The organism is Ferrimonas sp. YIN67, assembly GCF_057219095.1.
On the sequence record NZ_JBXVVJ010000007.1, the window covers coordinates 222,863 to 238,524 of the forward strand.

Below are 15,662 nucleotides of genomic sequence, written 5' to 3' on the forward strand. Positions count from 1 at the left end.
CTCCTAAATAAGGATCAGGCGTTGTTGTCACCGTGATCATGGTTGCTCTGGCCACCACCGTGAGAGTGGTGGTTACCCTGTGGTGCCTGGCTCTGACCCATATTAAAGTTACGGCCAGGTACCACCGTAGAGATGGCGTGCTTGTACACCATCTGACTTACCGTGTTCTTCAAAAGAATGACAAACTGGTCAAAAGATTCGATCTGACCCTGAAGCTTAATGCCATTGACCAGATAAATAGAAACAGGAACACGCTCACGGCGCAGTGCGTTCAGAAACGGGTCTTGAAGAGATTGCCCCTTAGCCATTCTGTAATCCTTATAAATTTATTTTTGCTTTCAACAAAGTGCGAGTGGCGTTTAGCATACCCAAGCGCAAATAACTTATAGCCCAGAGTGATTTACTAGGCTAATTTTCTCAACACTTTGTCTACATTATCATCATCTAGAGAATCGAGCCACTCAACCCCTTCCCAGCCTCTCAGCCAGGTAAGTTGTCGCTTAGCCAATTGACGAGTCGCAGCCACACCTTGCGCCACCATCTCGTCGTAGTCGATCTCGTTATCTAAATATGACCACATCTGACGATAGCCGACACAACGCATCGATGGCAGGCTAGGGTCCAGATCGTCTCTTTGGTAAAGTTGACGAACTTCTTGCTCAAACCCTTGTTCCAACATCGCCATAAAACGTTGTTCGATGCGTTGATGGAGGGTCTGACGCTGTTGCGGTGCAATGGCGAATTGAACAGCACGGAAAGGTAAGGGAGGCCTTTTTTGCCGAGTCAGAGTGGTCAAGGTCTGGCCCGATATCTTATAGACTTCCAGTGCCCTCGACAATCGTTGGGGATCATTCGGATGAATACGATTTGCCGACTCGGGATCAACCGCTGCCAACTGGTCATGCAATGCTTGCCAACCTTTCTCCTTCGCCTCCTGCTCGATCGCCGCCCGAACAACGGGATCGGCACCCGGTAATGGCGATAACCCTTCGAGCAGAGCCTTGAAATACAGCATGGTTCCCCCAACCAGCAAGGGTATTTTCCCTTGCTCATGGATCGCTTCCATCTCTTTCAGGGCATCCGCCGCAAAATCCGCCGCCGAGTAACTCTGGGCAGGATCCCGAATGTCTATCAACCTATGTGGCGCCCGGGCCAACTCGTCGGCACTAGGCTTGGCCGTGCCAATATCCATTCCTTGGTAAATCAGTGCCGAATCGACACTGATCAGCTCCACCGGGAGGTGATCACGCAGGGCAATCGCCAGATCCGTTTTACCGGAAGCAGTGGGTCCCATCAGGCAGATAGCCAATGGGCGCTGATCAATCATTTAAGTGCTCCAACAACGTTTTCCAAGGCAGGACCAGGCCTACCCGTGAGACAAATTCGTCCCGTTCGCCAATGCTTAGCTGTTGCCACAAGGCTTTTCCCTGCAGTTCCGGCTGGCTCCATTGAGCCAACCACCGTACCAGCGCTTCCGGCGCAGGAGTGTCTTGCTCCAGCCAATGGAGCAGTTCGGTCATCGTTGTGACCAGATCAGCCTGACGCAATACCGCCGGAACGGTACGTACCACCAGGCGTTGTCCCTGAGAAATCACTTCGATACCCAATCGGCGAAGAAGTTCCTGCTGTCGCTCTAGCACCTCGATCCATTTGGGATCTTTAGGGATGCTCACGGGCAGCAATAAAGGCTGCCCAACAAGGCCCTGAGGAAGCCGTGCCAACAATCGCTGCCGCTCCATTGCTTGGTGCAGGGCGCTCAGAGGCAACAGGCGTAACTCGCCAGGCTTACTCACCAAGCCCGTTTCCGGGTCCAGCTCCGTCAACCACTGCCAATCGTTGGCGCCAGCTTGGGCTTGGACCTCACCGCTGCTAAGCAGTTCGCCATAGGCACTGACCGCTTGGGCTCCAGAAGAGGCCGCTCGCAACGACGGAGGACTATAATGCCCGCCGGATGCTGAACCCCGGCTGACGCTCGTGCCATAGGCCCTGGGGTGGCGCTCGCCAACCCCTTTCGGCCCCTCGGCACGAGTCTGCGGGCTAGGCAGATCCTTGGCCTCACTGGATATGGGGGCGGACTCCTCCGGTTGCAATACCGGGACAACCTCCGCCCCGTGAGGCACAAGGGTCGATGCGCAAGGCCGCTGAGCCAGTGCCTGCTTTAGCGCAGTCAGAATAAAATCGTGGACATAGCGTGCCTGGTGAAACCGGACTTCATGCTTGGCCGGATGAACATTGACGTCCACCTCATGGGGATCCAGGGTGAGGTAGAGGACATAGCCAGCAGCGAAAGAGAGACCCGCCTCCTCCAGTGCCTGGCGCACCGCGTGATTCACCAACTTATCCCTGACCACCCGGCCATTGACGTAGAAGTACTGAACATCTGAGACTCGCGCCTTATCATCATCCAGCGCAAGAAAACCTGTCATGGCCAGCTCGTCATTACTGCAACACAGGGTGAAGGCGCGCTGTGCAAAGGCCCCCCCACAGATAGATGCCAGCCGCTGATGTTTTTGCCGCTCATTGCGGGCGGGTCGATATTGCCGCACCAGTTTGCCATTGTGGCGTAGGCTAAAGTGCACCTCATCCTGAGCCAGTGCAATACGCCTAAGCTGTTCTTCAATATGGGTAAATTCGGTTTTGTCTGCACGTAAGAAACGACGGCGGGCAGGGGTGTTAAAAAACAGGTCCACCACCTCCACCGTGGTCCCCTGGGGATGGGCGGTAGGCTGAATGCGCACGTCCATCTCACGCCCTTCGGCGTAAGCCTGCCAGGCTTCATCGGCATCCGCCGAACGAGAACTGAGGGTCAGACGGGCCACTGAGCTGATAGATGCCAGTGCCTCACCTCGAAAACCGAAGCTTAAGATGGACTCAAGATCTTCCAGGCTGGCGACTTTGGACGTCGCGTGGCGAGCCAACGCCAGCTCCAGCTCCCCTTTGGGGATCCCTTTCCCGTTATCACGGATCACGATGGCTTTACTGCCACCGCGTTCAATATCGATCTCGATTTTACTGGCTCCTGCATCAATGCAGTTTTCCACCAGCTCTTTGAGCACCGATGCCGGTCGCTCCACCACTTCCCCGGCGGCGATCTGGTTGGCCAGCTGGGGAGGTAAAATCTGAATGGGCATAACCCCTCCTACAATCTGGGGATCACCAGCTCCTGACCGATCCGGATATTATCCGAACGAAGCTGATTTGCCTGTTTAAGGTCCGCGACAGAGATCCGGTAACGACTCGCGATCCGGGACAGAGACTCTCCGGATCGAACCTTGTGGACCTGTCGCTGGGCCAGCATCGAATCACGAGGCGGGTTCGCGGTAAAGTGCGCGACGATCGAATCGTATAACGCATCCGCGAGTTTTTGCTGGTGGGCCTTAGTGCGCAGTAGGCGCTCCTCTTCCGGATTGGAGATAAACCCTGTTTCGACCAGCAAGGAGGGGAAATCTGGTGACTTAAGTACGGCCAGCGAAGCGGACTGTGGACGGCTCTTATGAAGCCGGGTCACGCCGCCCAACTTTCTAAGCATTAGACCGGCGAGCTGCTGACTCTCCATCATGGAGTTCTCTCGTGCCAGATCCAGGAAAGTACGCTGCAGGTGGGGATCATCCTGACTGGTCTGGGAGATCACTTCACCGATCCCTCGCAGCTCAGACAAACGATCATCTCGCTCCAGCCAGCGACCCATTTCTGAGTTGGCCCGACGCAGGGACAATACCCAGACAGAAGCCCCCCTGGGTTGTGGCGACGAGAAGGCATCGGCGTGGATCGAGACCATCAGATCAGATTTCGCCTTACGAGCCTTGGCGCTGCGATCGTCCAACCCCACAAAGTAATCCCCACTGCGCACCAATACCGCATTGAACCCTTCCCTTGCATTCAATCTGGCCTGTAATTTTCGTGCAATGGGCAACACCACATTCTTTTCGTAGGTGCCGCTAGGGCCGATCGATCCCGGATCTTTGCCACCATGACCCGCATCGATCGCGACAACGACCTGACGCCCAGGCTGAGCACTATTGCCCTGTACCGGGCTACGACTACTGGGAACCAGATCCAAGACGATTCGATGGCTGGCCGTGTCAGTCGGCCCCAGTCGGAAGGCTTTATGGCTGGCCGAGTGAGCCATATCCAGCACCAGGCGCAGATGCTGTGGCGCCGTCGGTGAGCTGGTTCGGATCCGCCTAAGCAGCGGAGACTTTTGCCCCAGCTCATCCAGCGAGGCCTTCAAATTGGTATTATCCAGATCCAGCACTACCCGGTCCGGCCCGGTCAGACGGGAAACCGCATAATTGGCCTGTTCGGAGAGATCCAGCACCACCCGAGTCCGCTCTTCGCTATGACTGATACGGATCTCACTGAGTTCGGCCGCCCTCAGCGGCATCACCAGCAGCCAAAGGAGGAAACACGAAAAAAAGATCCGAGACAAACGCATGCTGTTCATGGCTTAAGGCTAAAAACGCTCTAACAATTGGCGACCCGAATCGCTGCCCGCCGTCAGTTGAGCCTGACGCCCGGAGTCCTGGTATGCCATTTTAATGATCAGATCTGCCGGCGGCAGGATCCCCTCTCCCTTACTTGGCCACTCAACCAAAGCCAGGGTGTTGTCCGCAAAGTAATCACGGATCCCCATAAATTCAAGCTCTTCCGGATCTGACAGGCGGTATAGATCGAAGTGATAGATCTGCATCTCAGCCAGTTCGTACGGTTCAACCAGCGCATAGGTGGGGCTCTTAACCGCACCAAGGTGCCCCAGGGACTGGATCAATCCCCGAGTCAAGGTGGTTTTACCGGCGCCAAGATCACCGTGCAGGTGCACCACTAGTGGTGGCTTGATCACTTTCGCCAGTCGTTGACCCAGTGCCAGCGTGGCCGATTCATCGGCTAAAGTCATGGTTAGGGGAGTCATAACACCTCAAAGTTCACCCATTGTCGAATATGGGGCAGCAGATCCGATGGCAGAAGGCCCCGTGGACCCGGCGCAACTGCCAGATCCGCCGCCTCGCCATGAATCATCACCCCGGCACAAGCCGCTGCCATCACTGACAGCCCCTGAGCGAGTAAACCGCCGATTATACCAGATAAAAGATCACCGCTGCCTCCGGTGGCCAATCCAGGATTACCGACGGTAGCCAAACAGAGTCGCTGTCCATCGCAGATCAACGTACCAGCCCCCTTGAGAACCACAACGCCGCCATAACACTGCTGGAGTTTGCGAACCGCAGTCAAGCGGTCCTGCTCTACCTCGGCGACGCTACACTGCAGCAGATGGGCCGCCTCACCTGGGTGGGGCGTCAGGATCCAGTTATCTCGTCGCCGAGGAGACAACGCTAAGAAATACAAGGCGTCGGCATCCAGCAACAGGGGGCGATCGTACTGCTCAATACGTTTCCAAAGTGTTTCCCCCCAGGCTTCACGCCCCAGGCCTGGCCCTAACACCACTGCATCTGACCAGGTCAAGCGCTCAAAAACGGCCTTCGGCTCGGCCTGACGTACCATCAATTCGGGTCGACCGAGTTGGATCGGCAAGGCGCTGGCGGGGGCACACAAAACCGCTACCAGACCCGTACCGATCCGCAACGCGGCCTCCGCCGCCAGACGTGTCGCTCCGGCCATGCCTTCAGCGCCTCCAATAACCGTCAGTCGACCGTGTTGACCCTTGTGGCTATCCAATGCCCTTATCGGCAACAGCGCTTTCGCCGATTCCGGCTTAAGCAAGAACAGATCCGGTGCTTCCTGGGCCAGAAGGGGACCTAATTGGAGCGGCGCCAAATGCAACTGGCCAATATGGGCCAGCCCCTTTCCCGTTAACAGGCCCGGCTTCACGCCAACAAACGTCAGCGTGTGCGTGGCATGAACTGCCAGCCCCTCGACTGCACCGCTCTCACCATTGAGGCCAGACGGAATATCCAAAGCCAGGATCTGAGCCTGTAAGCCATTAAGACGTTCAATCACTTCGACCAGCGGCCCACGTAACGAACCGGTCAAACCCGTGCCCACCAAGCCATCCACATACAACTGAGCACAAGGCCAAATACCTTCAATATCATGGATCTGCCCACCGGCTGCCAGCCAAGCTTGTTGAGCACACCGCGCATCGCCGTTTAAAGCTCGATCAGGGTGGAGTTGTGCCAGGTACACCTTGACTCCAGCTTTTTGGGCCAAACGGGCCAAAACGTACCCATCTCCGGCATTGTTGCCCCCCCCACACAACACGCATAGAGAGCGCAGCTCGGGCCACAACTGCCTGACCAGGGCCCAGGCCTGGGCACCGGCCTGCTCCATCACCTCATAAAGCGGGATGGCCAGGGCGCGGGCAAGACTGGGCTCAGCGTGTCGGATCCGAGACGCCAGAAAGAGTTGTTCAGGTAGTGCGACCAGATCACTGCGCATATGCAGCCCCTCGCAATGCAAAGTTAAGAAAGCTAACTACACTTTACTATCAATAACTTCAGACCACGAAGAATAGACTGAAGTCATCAAATACGGCGGATAAGCAAAAAGCTGAACGGTTAGTTGAACTGTACTACAGCATTAGAACAAGGAGTCACCTGATGATGTTGATGACACTGTGCCTACTTTTTACGACGGCGATGCTGATCAGCCACCCTCAAACCTCTCCTTGGCTCATCAACCTCTTTGTCTTGTTCTGCATCCTCGCCGTCGCCCTAAACCTGATCGCAGTTGTTCGCACACCGCCCAACGGTCGAGGAAAGTCTTAACTTCCATCCTCCCTTTCAGGCTCCAAACCAACCTCTCATGCACTCGCCCTGGGAACGAAATTGCCCCCTGGTTTATTTTGCGCTACATGTCAGCCCCCAGATTTGGCAGAGCCTCCGGCCCTTGCAGCCCTACGACACATACGATAACACCACCCCGAAGGATGGTGTTTTCCTGCTCTTGGAAAGAGCGGAGCGGCACACGAGCTTCTCTATTTCAAAAGAGCGGGTGACCTCACCTTGGCAAGACATCACCACTCGGTCTCTGCTAGCAAACAGGGCCCATCCACAGAGCCCAGATACGAAAACACCACCCCGAAGGATGGTGTTTTCCTGCTCTTGGTAAGAGCGGAGCGGCACACGAGCTTCTCTATTTCAAAAGAGCGGGTGACCTCACCTTGGCAAGACATCACCACTCTCTCTGCTAGCAAACAGGGCCCATCCACAGAGCCCAGATACGAAAACACCACCCCGAAGGGTGGTGTTTTCTTTGTTTGGAGCGGCACACGAGGTTCGAACTCGTGACCTCAACCTTGGCAAGGTTGCGCTCTACCAACTGAGCTAGTGCCGCTTATTGTTGCCGCATCAACCTGTGGGGTTCATCAGGTAACGGGTTGCGCTACTCTCATCAACCGCACTGAGCTAGTGCCGCATATTGTCGCCCGAACACTGTCCGAACCGCTTCTTNAACTGAGCTAGTGCCGCTTATTGTTGCCGCATCAACCTGTGGGGTTCATCAGGTAACGGGTTGCGCTACTCTCATCAACCGCACTGAGCTAGTGCCGCATATTGTCGCCCGAACACTGTCCGAACCGCTTCTTGCGAAGACTTTGAATTGGAGCGGCACACGAGGTTCCCGATCTTCATCGAGAGTGTGACCTCAACCTTCACAAGGTTGCGCTCTACCAACTGAGCGTGCTCTCTTACCCGCCGTAGCGAACAATCTAAATTTGGAGCGGCACACGAGGTTCGAACTCGTGACCTCAACCTTGGCAAGGTTGCGCTCTACCAACTGAGCTAGTGCCGCATCACTGTTGCCTCTTACGAGGACTTTTAAAATTTGGAGCGGCACACGAGGTTCGAACTCGTGACCTCGACCTTGGCAAGGTCGCGCTCTACCAACTGAGCTAGTGCCGCTTTTTGTCGCCCGAACTTTATCCGAACCGCTTCTTTCGAAGACTTGAATTTGGAGCGGCACACGAGGTTCGAACTCGTGACCTCAACCTTGGCAAGGTTGCGCTCTACCAACTGAGCTAGTGCCGCTTTTTGTCGCCCGAACTTTATCCGAACCGCTTCTTTCGAAGACTTGAATTTGGAGCGGCACACGAGGTTCGAACTCGTGACCTCAACCTTGGCAAGGTTGCGCTCTACCAACTGAGCTAGTGCCGCTTATTGTTGCCGCATCAACCTGTGGGGTTCATCAGGTAACGGGTTGCGCTACTCTCATCAACCGCACTGAGCTAGTGCCGCATCACTGTTGCCTCTTACGAGGACTTTTAAAATTTGGAGCGGCACACGAGGTTCCCGATCTTCATCGAGAGTGTGACCTCAACCTTCACAAGGTTGCGCTCTACCAACTGAGCGTGCTCTCTTACCCGCCGTAGCGAATAATTTAAATTTGGAGCGGCACACGAGGTTCGAACTCGTGACCTCAACCTTGGCAAGGTTGCGCTCTACCAACTGAGCTAGTGCCGCTTATTTTTCCTGCATCAACCTGTGGGGTTCATCAGGTAACGGGTTGCGCTACTCTCATCAACCGCACTGAGCTAGTGCAGCATCGACCGCAAGGGTCTCGCTTTACTATCGACAGTTTCCCGTCAACAGCGAGGGCGCATTATAAGCAAATCCTTTTGCTCCGCAACCCCCACAAAGAGAATTTTGTGCTGACTGGTCAAATTTTGAAAACCGTCTCGCGATAGAACCTCAGCTCAGCGATAGACTCGCGGATGTCATCCAGGGCCTTATGGCTGCCTGATTTGCTGAATTGATCCAGCAATTCAGGTTTCCAGCGACGCGTAAGCTCTTTCACCGTACTCACATCCAGGTAGCGGTAATGAAAGTAGGACTCTAACTCCGGCATGTATTTCACCAAGAATCGGCGATCCTGCGCAACGCTATTGCCGCAGATGGGTGACGCACCTAAAGGCACCCACTGTTTAAGAAACGCCAGTGTCTGGGCTTGGGCCTGAGCCAGGCCGACAGTACTGCTCCTTACCCGTTCGATTAAGCCACTGGCACCATGGGTATTGACGTTCCATTCGTCCATCTTGGCCAGTTCATCCTCACCCTGGTGCACGGCGATCACCGGCCCCTCTGCCAAAATATTGAGTTGGCAATCGGTCACGATCGTAGCGATCTCGATGATGGTGTTCTCTTCAGGATCCAGACCGGTCATTTCCAAGTCAATCCAGATCAAATTACTGGGATCTTGTGTCATCAAATCCTCTGGTCACGGGCTTTTTCATCAGAATGGGGTATCATACGGGTTTATTTTACTTTAGACACGGTATTGCCGGGAGCACAGTGAGCAAGGGCAAGAAGAAGTTGACCAAGGGGCAGTTGCGCCGAGTCCGAGCCAACCGCGACAAACGCTTAGATAAGCGGAATGAACCTCAGTGGGATAACAACCTGCTCGGTCCCCAGATCCCCGGTCGTATCATCAGCCGGTTTGGCCAACACGCCGATGTGGAAACGCTCGAAGGCGACGTATTTCGCTGCAACCTGCGCCGCACTGTCGGCAGCATTGTCGTGGGCGATAACGTCGAATGGCGCCAAGGCAACGAAGCGATGGCCGGGATCGCTGGGGTCGTGGAAGCGGTTCACCCCCGCAAGAGCGAATTGAAACGACCGGACTACTATGATGGCCTCAAGGTCGTGGCGGCCAACATCGATCAAATCCTGATCGTCTCAGCCGTGGTACCCGAACTCTCCTCCCAGATCATCGACCGCTATCTGGTTGCGGCCGAAGATACCGGTATTCCACCGATCCTAGTGCTCAACAAAGTTGACCTTCTGGATGAAGAAGGCCATGCCCTGGTCGAAGAGATCCTCGCCCCCTACCGGGAGATCGGATATCCCATCTACTTGGTCTCCAGCGAGAGCGGGGATGGCATCGATGCACTCAAGCAATGCCTGCCAGGCAACATCAGCATCTTTGTCGGCCAATCTGGCGTCGGTAAGTCATCCATAATTAATGCCTTGATGCCAGGGGTCGCCTTGGAAACCGGTGCAGTATCGGAAAACTCCGGTCTGGGCCAACACACAACCACAACGGCCAAATTGCTGCGTTTCCCGGATGGCGGCGATCTGATCGACTCGCCCGGAGTTCGTGAATTTGCCCTTTGGCATCTGGAACCTGAACGTGTCTCTTGGGGCTTTAAGGAGTTTCGAGAGTATATCGGGGGCTGTAAGTTCCGGGATTGTAAACATGGTGACGATCCAGGTTGCGCCCTACGTGCCGCCGTGGAAGCCGGCGAGATCAGCGCTCAGCGCTTTGATAACTATCACCGAATTCTTGAAACTATGGTGTCGGAGCGGCCAACCCGCCATTTTGCCGATCCGCTCAACGATAAGTAACAAAGGAAAGAAACGTGTCCTTGGACAAACTGAAAATTCAACTGCAGTACGTGATGCCCAAGCACGCCGTATCCCGTTTGGTGGGCAAGTTTGCTGCATCCCAATCCGGGTTCCTGACAACCACCTTTATTAAGTGGTTTATCCGTCAGTACGACATCAACATGCAAGAAGCCCTGCATGAGGATCCCAAGGCGTTCAAAACCTTCAACGACTTCTTTACCCGCGAGCTCAAGCCTGGTCTGCGCCCCATGGCCGAAGGGGATAAGACCCTGGTACAGCCTGTCGATGGCCGTGTCAGCCAGCTGGGTCCGATCGTTGATGAGCGCCTGATCCAGGCCAAGAACCATGATTTCGGCTTGCTGGAACTGCTAGGCGGCCACAAGGAAGATGCGGCACCGTTCAAGGATGGGCATTTCACTACCATCTATCTGTCGCCTCAGGATTACCACCGTATCCACATGCCATGCAAGGGCACCCTGCGCCGGATGATCTATATCCCCGGCGATCTGTTCTCGGTTAACCCTCTCACTGCGGAGAACGTGCCAGGCCTGTTCGCCCGCAATGAGCGCGTCGTCACCCTTTTTGATACCGAGCATGGCCCCATGGCCATGGTATTAGTGGGTGCCACCATCGTCGCCAGTATCGAAACGGTCTGGGCTGGCACGGTCACCCCACCGGCTGGTGGCCAGATCATGGCCTGGGATTACCCGGCCGACGGCGATAACGCCGTAATCCTGGAGAAGGGCCAGGAGATGGGCCGATTCAAGCTCGGTAGCACAGTGGTGGCTTGCTTCGGCAAAGAGATGCTGGAGTCCTTTGATGCCGACTTCTGCATAGACAGCCAGACCCGGTTGGGTCGCGCCATGGCAAGGTGCCAATAAGCATACTGAACCTCCATTGGGGTCGGGCTAGCCAAACGGCTGGCCCGACTTGTTTCAACCCCTTTATTTTCTTCTGACATCTCCATGGTCAGACGAGATTTTCTTCGATAAACTGGCGCCGTCCCCTTCGCCCTTAGTCTAAGTTAATCACCATGTGGCGCATTCTACTCTGTATCTTCACTCTCCTGCTCGCTCCCATGAGTCAGGCTAGCTCTACGTTCTCCTTCGAACGTCGGCTTATGCCCTTTGGTAACTCCGAAAATCAAACCATTAGTGTCGAACAGTGGCAGACGCAGCAGGCTTCACTGGAAGCCCAGTCGGCTCAGCATCAGGAACTGCTGGATCAATTTGAACTGCGAAAAGAACAGCTCAAACGTCAGTTGACCCAGCCCATGAGCGCCGAGGTCGATCCGGAACAACCTTTGAGCCAGCAGCAATCCTGGACCCACCTGCAGCTCCAGGAGCTGAAATCCAGTGCCAGTTCCCTCGACCAGTTGCAAAGCGATCTGCGCCAGCGCCTGGCCCAATTACCGGATATCGAGCAACAAGCCAACCAACAGCTCACCCTTGCCCGCAATGACAGCAACCGCGCCGCCACGGTCATTGCACGTCAGCAATATTACGCAGCCTTGGTCACCATGCTCCAACTGGAGCAGCGCACCCTGCCCCTGGAGCAGCAACTGATCCAGTTGCGCCAGCGAGTAGTGCAGAGCCAGCAGTCGGCCATGGAGCTGCGCCTCACCCGACTCAACCGAGCCGCCTCCGATCAGCGCCGACTACAAACCCGCAGCGCCATCGATGAAAATCTGCCCCAAGAAAGTGGCAACGACAGTGATCCACGGCTGAGCCGCCTGAGCGAGGAAAATGCGGCTCTGGCCCGCAGCCTGGCGCAACTCAATGGCCAGCTTGAGACACTGAGCCAGGCCCTGATCAGGGCAGAGCAACGTTACCAATCTCAGGCCAGCGAGTATCGAGAAACCCAGGAGCACCTGGAGTGGGGCGACGCCAGCGCTAGCTTCGGTGGCTCGCTGATCCGCCGCCTGAAGCAACTGCAGCGTTCAACGGACCGTATCGACACCACAGAGCAACTGAGCCAGTCACGACTCAACCGCTATGAACGTGAACACCAACTCGAACAAGTGCAAAGGGAAAGCCAGAACGCCGAGGCGGATCATCCCCTGCAGACACTCTGGAAGCGACAAATTGAACTGCTGGATCATTTGATCCAGGCCCACGAGCAGCATGTAGTCGAACTCAGTCGGCTCAAGTTGCAACAGGATCAGCTGGACAAACAGCGGGAACGCTTCGAACGCCTGATCACCGAATACCTGTTCTGGCTGCCCAATGCACCGCCGCTGTCGACCACCAGCCTGTCAAACATCGGCCTGAGTCTCAGCTGGATGACGGCCCCGCAAAGGGCGTTGGAGCTCTCCCAAGCGTATGAGAAAAACCAGCGTGCCTGGTCCTTCTGGCTGGTTCTGTTTGTGCTGGTACTGGTGCTGAAGGACCTTCTTCGCAAGCCCTATGCCCGAGCCCGAAAGTATCATGCTCGGTTCGTCGGTAACGTAACTCAGGATCGCTTTGCTGCCTCACTGCAGACCTTGATCTATGCGACGTTGTACGCCCTGCTGCTGCCCCTTCCGCTTTGGGCTGCCGGCGGGATCCTCTACCTGGGGGAAGGTCCGCTGTTTGCCCAAGCGCTGGGGTATGGTCTGCTGGCCGCCACTCTGGTGCTGCAACTGTATTGGCTGATCCACCAGTTAAGCCATGAGGATGGCCTGATGGTTGCTCACTTCCGCCGTAACCCCCCACTGGTGGCGCATTTGCGTCAGTTCCTGGCCAAAATCCATCTGATCGCCGCCCCACTGCTGGCGGTAGTTGCCTTTACCATCGAACTGGATCTCCCGCTGCTGAGCGACAGTCTGGGTCGAATCGCCTTTATCCTACTGTGTCTGCTGCTGGCCTACAGCTTCCGGCGACTCTCCCGTTTTGCCCATGAGTACCATCAACACCACAGCCGAACCGACATCAACCAGCGGTTTATTGAACGCCTGATCTGGCTAACCCTGATCGTGCTGCCGTTCGTCGCCCTCAGCCTGGCCTGGCGCGGCTACTACTACAGTGCCCAGCAACTGCTGGGCCAGACCCAGATCACGGTGACCGTAGGGATCAGCTTCCTGCTGGCCTATCTGATGGTCAAACGCTGGATGCTGATCGAACGTCGTCGCTTGCAATTTGAGCTGGCGAAGGCCCGCCGGGCCGAAGTGCTGGCCCAGAGGGAAAGGGATAAACTGGAGGGCGGTAGCACCAGCGCCGAAGGGCAACTGGACAACCTGGAAGATCCCCAGCTGGATCTGGACACCATCTCCACCCAATCCCTGGGACTGGTACGCTCCTTGATGATGCTGGCATTCGCCCTGACCCTGCTGGGTCTGTGGAGCCAGACCCACCCGGCCATGTTTAGCTTTATGGAGGGGATCACCCTCTACTCCAGCACCCAGTTTGTCGATGGCATCGAGCAGGCCGTGCCCATCACCCTGATGTCGCTGGCCGCCGCCATCATGATCGCCCTGTTCACCTGGATGATCGCACGAAACCTGCCCGGCCTGCTGGAGCTGGTGCTGCTGCAGCGCCTGGAGTTGACGCCAGGCACCGGGTTCGCCATTTCGACCGTGTCCAAGTATGTGGTCTACACCATAGGTCTCTTTGCTACTTTCTCCGCATTGGGACTGGCCTGGAACAAGATGCAGTGGCTGATTGCCGCATTGACCGTCGGCCTGGGTTTTGGCTTACAGGAGATCTTCGCCAACTTCATTTCGGGCCTCATCATCCTGTTTGAGAAGCCTATCCGTATCGGCGATACGGTCACCATCCGGGATCTGACCGGTACCGTCTCCAAGATCCAGATCCGCGCCACCACCATCGTCGATTGGGACCGTAAGGAGATCATCGTCCCCAACAAGGCTTTCATCACCGAGCAGTTGGTCAACTGGTCGCTGTCGGATGCCATTACCCGGGTGATCCTCAAGGTGTCGGTTGCCCGGGACTCCGATCCCGCCCTGGTCGAAGCCGTCCTGCATCAGGCCGTACAAGAGTGCTCCCATGCCCTGACCCAACCTGAGCCTGAGATCTATTTCGGTGGTTTTGGCAGCCACACGCAGGATTTCGAGGTGCGGGCCTATGCCGATGAAATGGGCAAACGCTGGCCGCTGCGACACGACCTGCATATGCGGATCACCGCCAAGTTCCGCGAGAAGGGGATCGTGCTGGCCTACCCACAGATGGACCTTCACCTGGCCCCACAGGAGCTCAGAGAGAGCGGCCTGATCAGGCCCTGACAAGCTGAGCGATAGGAGAAACCTATGTTGATCATCGCCCACCGGGGCGCCTCCGGTGACGCCCCGGAAAACACCCTGGCCGCCATGGCGCTGGCCATCGAACAGGGGGCCGATGCCATCGAACTGGATGTCCACTGCGTAGAGGGTGAGCTCGTGGTGATCCACGATCGCTTCCTGGACAAAACCACCTCGGGGCGTGGGCTGGTGACGCAAAGCAGCCTGGCACAACTGGCCAAACTGGACGCGGGTCAGGGAGAGGGCGTTCCCACCCTGTGGCAGGTTCTGTCCTTGATCCGGGGACGCTGTGCGTTGAACATTGAACTTAAGGGGATGGGGACGGCGGCCCCTCTGCTGCCCCTGCTCGACCGAGCCGAAGCGGAACTCGGCTTTCACCCGGAGCAGTGGCTGATCTCCTCGTTCCATCACCCTATGCTGGTCGAGGTCAATAAACAGCGCCCCGAGCTTAAACTCGGGGCGCTGACTGCCTGCTGTCCCATCGACTACGCCCGCTTTGCCAGCGCGCTCAACGCCTATGCCGTCCATATGGACATCGACTTCGCCGATCCGGCCTTTATCGCCGACGCCAAAAGGAGGGAACTGAAGATCTATGTCTACACCGTGGATCAGCGGACCGATCTGCAACAGATGCAACGACTCGGTGTCGACGGCGTTTTCACCAACTACCCGGCCCGCAGCCGTCAGTGGCTGGCCCTCGAAGGACACAGCAATACCTGGCCCTGAATTGGCACACTACATCTGACGATGACGCTCGGCCCACATACCGATCATGATAAAACTCAGGGTCACCACCAATAACAGCCACTGGGGCGGTAACTGACGCAGTTGGATCGCCAGGTAGGGGGCCACCTTAGTGATCACCAGGCCATAGCCAAACGCCACCAGCAGAATAAACACCAGGGTTCGAAAAACAAACGGCCAGTTGATGATGCGTCGACGAATAAAGCCTTGTAGATCCGGGCTGAGCACCACCAGAGTACAGGCCAACAGGGCTACCGAGATATCTCCCAGGTAGGGATAGAGAGAACGACCAATATGGTGCGTCAGATCGAAGAACCAATTCATTTTTGTTTCCGAAATAAGGACATGGACGTACCTTAACAACGACTCATCATCAGGAAAAATCCAAT

13 protein-coding genes and 8 tRNA genes are annotated in these 15,662 nt (G+C 56.2%); 5 read left to right on the plus strand and 16 right to left on the minus strand.

Going from position 1 to position 15,662, the window contains the following annotated elements; genetic code table 11:
• Positions 1 to 14: 14 nt before the first annotated feature.
• The 6 genes from hfq to AC2D8U_RS15535 all read right to left on the minus strand — a co-directional run bounded on the left by hfq (position 15) and on the right by AC2D8U_RS15535 (position 6,393).
• Positions 15 to 308 carry an RNA chaperone Hfq gene (gene hfq / locus AC2D8U_RS15510; RefSeq protein ID WP_484619985.1) on the minus strand — a complete coding sequence of 98 codons (294 nt, stop codon included), beginning with the start codon at positions 306 to 308 and terminating at the stop codon, positions 15 to 17.
• 95 nt (positions 309 to 403) lie between these two features.
• Positions 404 to 1,327, minus strand: coding sequence for a tRNA (adenosine(37)-N6)-dimethylallyltransferase MiaA (miaA, locus tag AC2D8U_RS15515; protein WP_484619986.1), 924 nt, complete (start codon positions 1,325 to 1,327; stop codon positions 404 to 406).
• Complete coding sequence (gene mutL / locus AC2D8U_RS15520; protein ID WP_484619987.1) at positions 1,320 to 3,131, minus strand: DNA mismatch repair endonuclease MutL; 1,812 nt, start codon at positions 3,129 to 3,131, stop codon at positions 1,320 to 1,322. The genes miaA and mutL overlap by 8 nt, the downstream gene beginning before the upstream one ends.
• A gap of 8 nt (positions 3,132 to 3,139) precedes the next feature.
• Complete coding sequence (locus AC2D8U_RS15525) at positions 3,140 to 4,435, minus strand: N-acetylmuramoyl-L-alanine amidase (protein WP_484619988.1); 1,296 nt, start codon at positions 4,433 to 4,435, stop codon at positions 3,140 to 3,142.
• 18 nt (positions 4,436 to 4,453) lie between these two features.
• Positions 4,454 to 4,909, minus strand: coding sequence for a tRNA (adenosine(37)-N6)-threonylcarbamoyltransferase complex ATPase subunit type 1 TsaE (gene tsaE / locus AC2D8U_RS15530; RefSeq protein ID WP_484619989.1), 456 nt, complete (start codon positions 4,907 to 4,909; stop codon positions 4,454 to 4,456).
• Positions 4,906 to 6,393, minus strand: coding sequence for an NAD(P)H-hydrate dehydratase (locus AC2D8U_RS15535; protein ID WP_484619990.1), 1,488 nt, complete (start codon positions 6,391 to 6,393; stop codon positions 4,906 to 4,908). The genes tsaE and AC2D8U_RS15535 overlap by 4 nt, the downstream gene beginning before the upstream one ends.
• 161 nt (positions 6,394 to 6,554) lie before the next feature.
• Here AC2D8U_RS15535 and AC2D8U_RS15540 point away from each other — a divergent pair, with 161 nt between their 5' ends.
• The gene (locus AC2D8U_RS15540; protein WP_484619991.1) at positions 6,555 to 6,722 is read left to right on the plus strand and encodes a hypothetical protein; all 168 of its coding nucleotides are present in this window, start codon (positions 6,555 to 6,557) and stop codon (positions 6,720 to 6,722) included.
• Between the two features lie 492 nt (positions 6,723 to 7,214).
• Here the strand turns inward: AC2D8U_RS15540 and AC2D8U_RS15545 are convergent.
• The 9 genes from AC2D8U_RS15545 to orn all read right to left on the minus strand — a co-directional run bounded on the left by AC2D8U_RS15545 (position 7,215) and on the right by orn (position 9,156).
• A tRNA-Gly gene (locus AC2D8U_RS15545) sits at positions 7,215 to 7,290 on the minus strand.
• Positions 7,291 to 7,555: 265 nt separating this feature from the next.
• Positions 7,556 to 7,650, minus strand: a tRNA-His gene (locus tag AC2D8U_RS15550).
• Positions 7,651 to 7,670: 20 nt separating this feature from the next.
• Positions 7,671 to 7,746: transfer RNA gene (locus AC2D8U_RS15555), tRNA-Gly, on the minus strand.
• A 34-nt stretch (positions 7,747 to 7,780) separates the two neighbouring features.
• A tRNA-Gly gene (locus AC2D8U_RS15560) sits at positions 7,781 to 7,856 on the minus strand.
• A gap of 50 nt (positions 7,857 to 7,906) precedes the next feature.
• Positions 7,907 to 7,982 (minus strand) — tRNA-Gly (locus AC2D8U_RS15565).
• 50 nt (positions 7,983 to 8,032) lie between these two features.
• Positions 8,033 to 8,108, minus strand: a tRNA-Gly gene (locus AC2D8U_RS15570).
• A 115-nt stretch (positions 8,109 to 8,223) separates the two neighbouring features.
• Positions 8,224 to 8,318 (minus strand) — tRNA-His (locus AC2D8U_RS15575).
• A gap of 20 nt (positions 8,319 to 8,338) precedes the next feature.
• Positions 8,339 to 8,414 (minus strand) — tRNA-Gly (locus AC2D8U_RS15580).
• Between the two features lie 196 nt (positions 8,415 to 8,610).
• Positions 8,611 to 9,156 (minus strand): oligoribonuclease, encoded by a 546-nt coding sequence (gene orn / locus AC2D8U_RS15585; protein ID WP_484619992.1) that lies wholly within the window; start codon positions 9,154 to 9,156, stop codon positions 8,611 to 8,613.
• An 86-nt stretch (positions 9,157 to 9,242) separates the two neighbouring features.
• Here orn and rsgA point away from each other — a divergent pair, with 86 nt between their 5' ends.
• The 4 genes from rsgA (at position 9,243) to AC2D8U_RS15605 (ending at position 15,255) form a co-directional block, all read left to right on the plus strand.
• Positions 9,243 to 10,295 carry a small ribosomal subunit biogenesis GTPase RsgA gene (gene rsgA, locus AC2D8U_RS15590; RefSeq protein ID WP_484619993.1) on the plus strand — a complete coding sequence of 351 codons (1,053 nt, stop codon included), beginning with the start codon at positions 9,243 to 9,245 and terminating at the stop codon, positions 10,293 to 10,295.
• A 53-nt stretch (positions 10,296 to 10,348) separates the two neighbouring features.
• Complete coding sequence (asd, locus tag AC2D8U_RS15595) at positions 10,349 to 11,176, plus strand: archaetidylserine decarboxylase (RefSeq protein ID WP_484620045.1); 828 nt, start codon at positions 10,349 to 10,351, stop codon at positions 11,174 to 11,176.
• Between the two features lie 152 nt (positions 11,177 to 11,328).
• A complete protein-coding gene (locus tag AC2D8U_RS15600; protein WP_484619994.1) occupies positions 11,329 to 14,514 on the plus strand; it encodes a mechanosensitive ion channel domain-containing protein in 3,186 nt (1,061 codons plus the stop codon).
• A gap of 24 nt (positions 14,515 to 14,538) precedes the next feature.
• The gene (locus AC2D8U_RS15605) at positions 14,539 to 15,255 is read left to right on the plus strand and encodes a glycerophosphodiester phosphodiesterase (RefSeq protein ID WP_484619995.1); all 717 of its coding nucleotides are present in this window, start codon (positions 14,539 to 14,541) and stop codon (positions 15,253 to 15,255) included.
• Positions 15,256 to 15,264: 9 nt separating this feature from the next.
• On the opposite strand, the gene AC2D8U_RS15610 is transcribed toward AC2D8U_RS15605, so the two are convergent.
• A complete protein-coding gene (locus AC2D8U_RS15610; protein ID WP_484619996.1) occupies positions 15,265 to 15,597 on the minus strand; it encodes a DUF3392 domain-containing protein in 333 nt (110 codons plus the stop codon).
• Positions 15,598 to 15,662: the final 65 nt, after the last annotated feature.

What these genes read in the sequence shown, in the direction of transcription:
- hfq (WP_484619985.1), bottom strand. Translation starts at nt 308, where the DNA reads ATGGCTAAGGGGCAATCTCTTCAAGACCCGTTTCTGAACGCACTGCGC.
- AC2D8U_RS15535 (WP_484619990.1), bottom strand. Translation starts at nt 6,393, where the DNA reads ATGCGCAGTGATCTGGTCGCACTACCTGAACAACTCTTTCTGGCGTCT.
- AC2D8U_RS15525 (WP_484619988.1), bottom strand. Translation starts at nt 4,435, where the DNA reads ATGCGTTTGTCTCGGATCTTTTTTTCGTGTTTCCTCCTTTGGCTGCTG.
- AC2D8U_RS15610 (WP_484619996.1), bottom strand. Translation starts at nt 15,597, where the DNA reads ATGAATTGGTTCTTCGATCTGACGCACCATATTGGTCGTTCTCTCTAT.
- mutL (WP_484619987.1), bottom strand. Translation starts at nt 3,131, where the DNA reads ATGCCCATTCAGATTTTACCTCCCCAGCTGGCCAACCAGATCGCCGCC.
- tsaE (WP_484619989.1), bottom strand. Translation starts at nt 4,909, where the DNA reads ATGACTCCCCTAACCATGACTTTAGCCGATGAATCGGCCACGCTGGCA.
- AC2D8U_RS15540 (WP_484619991.1), top strand. Translation starts at nt 6,555, where the DNA reads ATGATGTTGATGACACTGTGCCTACTTTTTACGACGGCGATGCTGATC.
- orn (WP_484619992.1), bottom strand. Translation starts at nt 9,156, where the DNA reads ATGACACAAGATCCCAGTAATTTGATCTGGATTGACTTGGAAATGACC.
- AC2D8U_RS15600 (WP_484619994.1), top strand. Translation starts at nt 11,329, where the DNA reads ATGTGGCGCATTCTACTCTGTATCTTCACTCTCCTGCTCGCTCCCATG.
- AC2D8U_RS15605 (WP_484619995.1), top strand. Translation starts at nt 14,539, where the DNA reads ATGTTGATCATCGCCCACCGGGGCGCCTCCGGTGACGCCCCGGAAAAC.
- asd (WP_484620045.1), top strand. Translation starts at nt 10,349, where the DNA reads ATGCCCAAGCACGCCGTATCCCGTTTGGTGGGCAAGTTTGCTGCATCC.
- miaA (WP_484619986.1), bottom strand. Translation starts at nt 1,327, where the DNA reads ATGATTGATCAGCGCCCATTGGCTATCTGCCTGATGGGACCCACTGCT.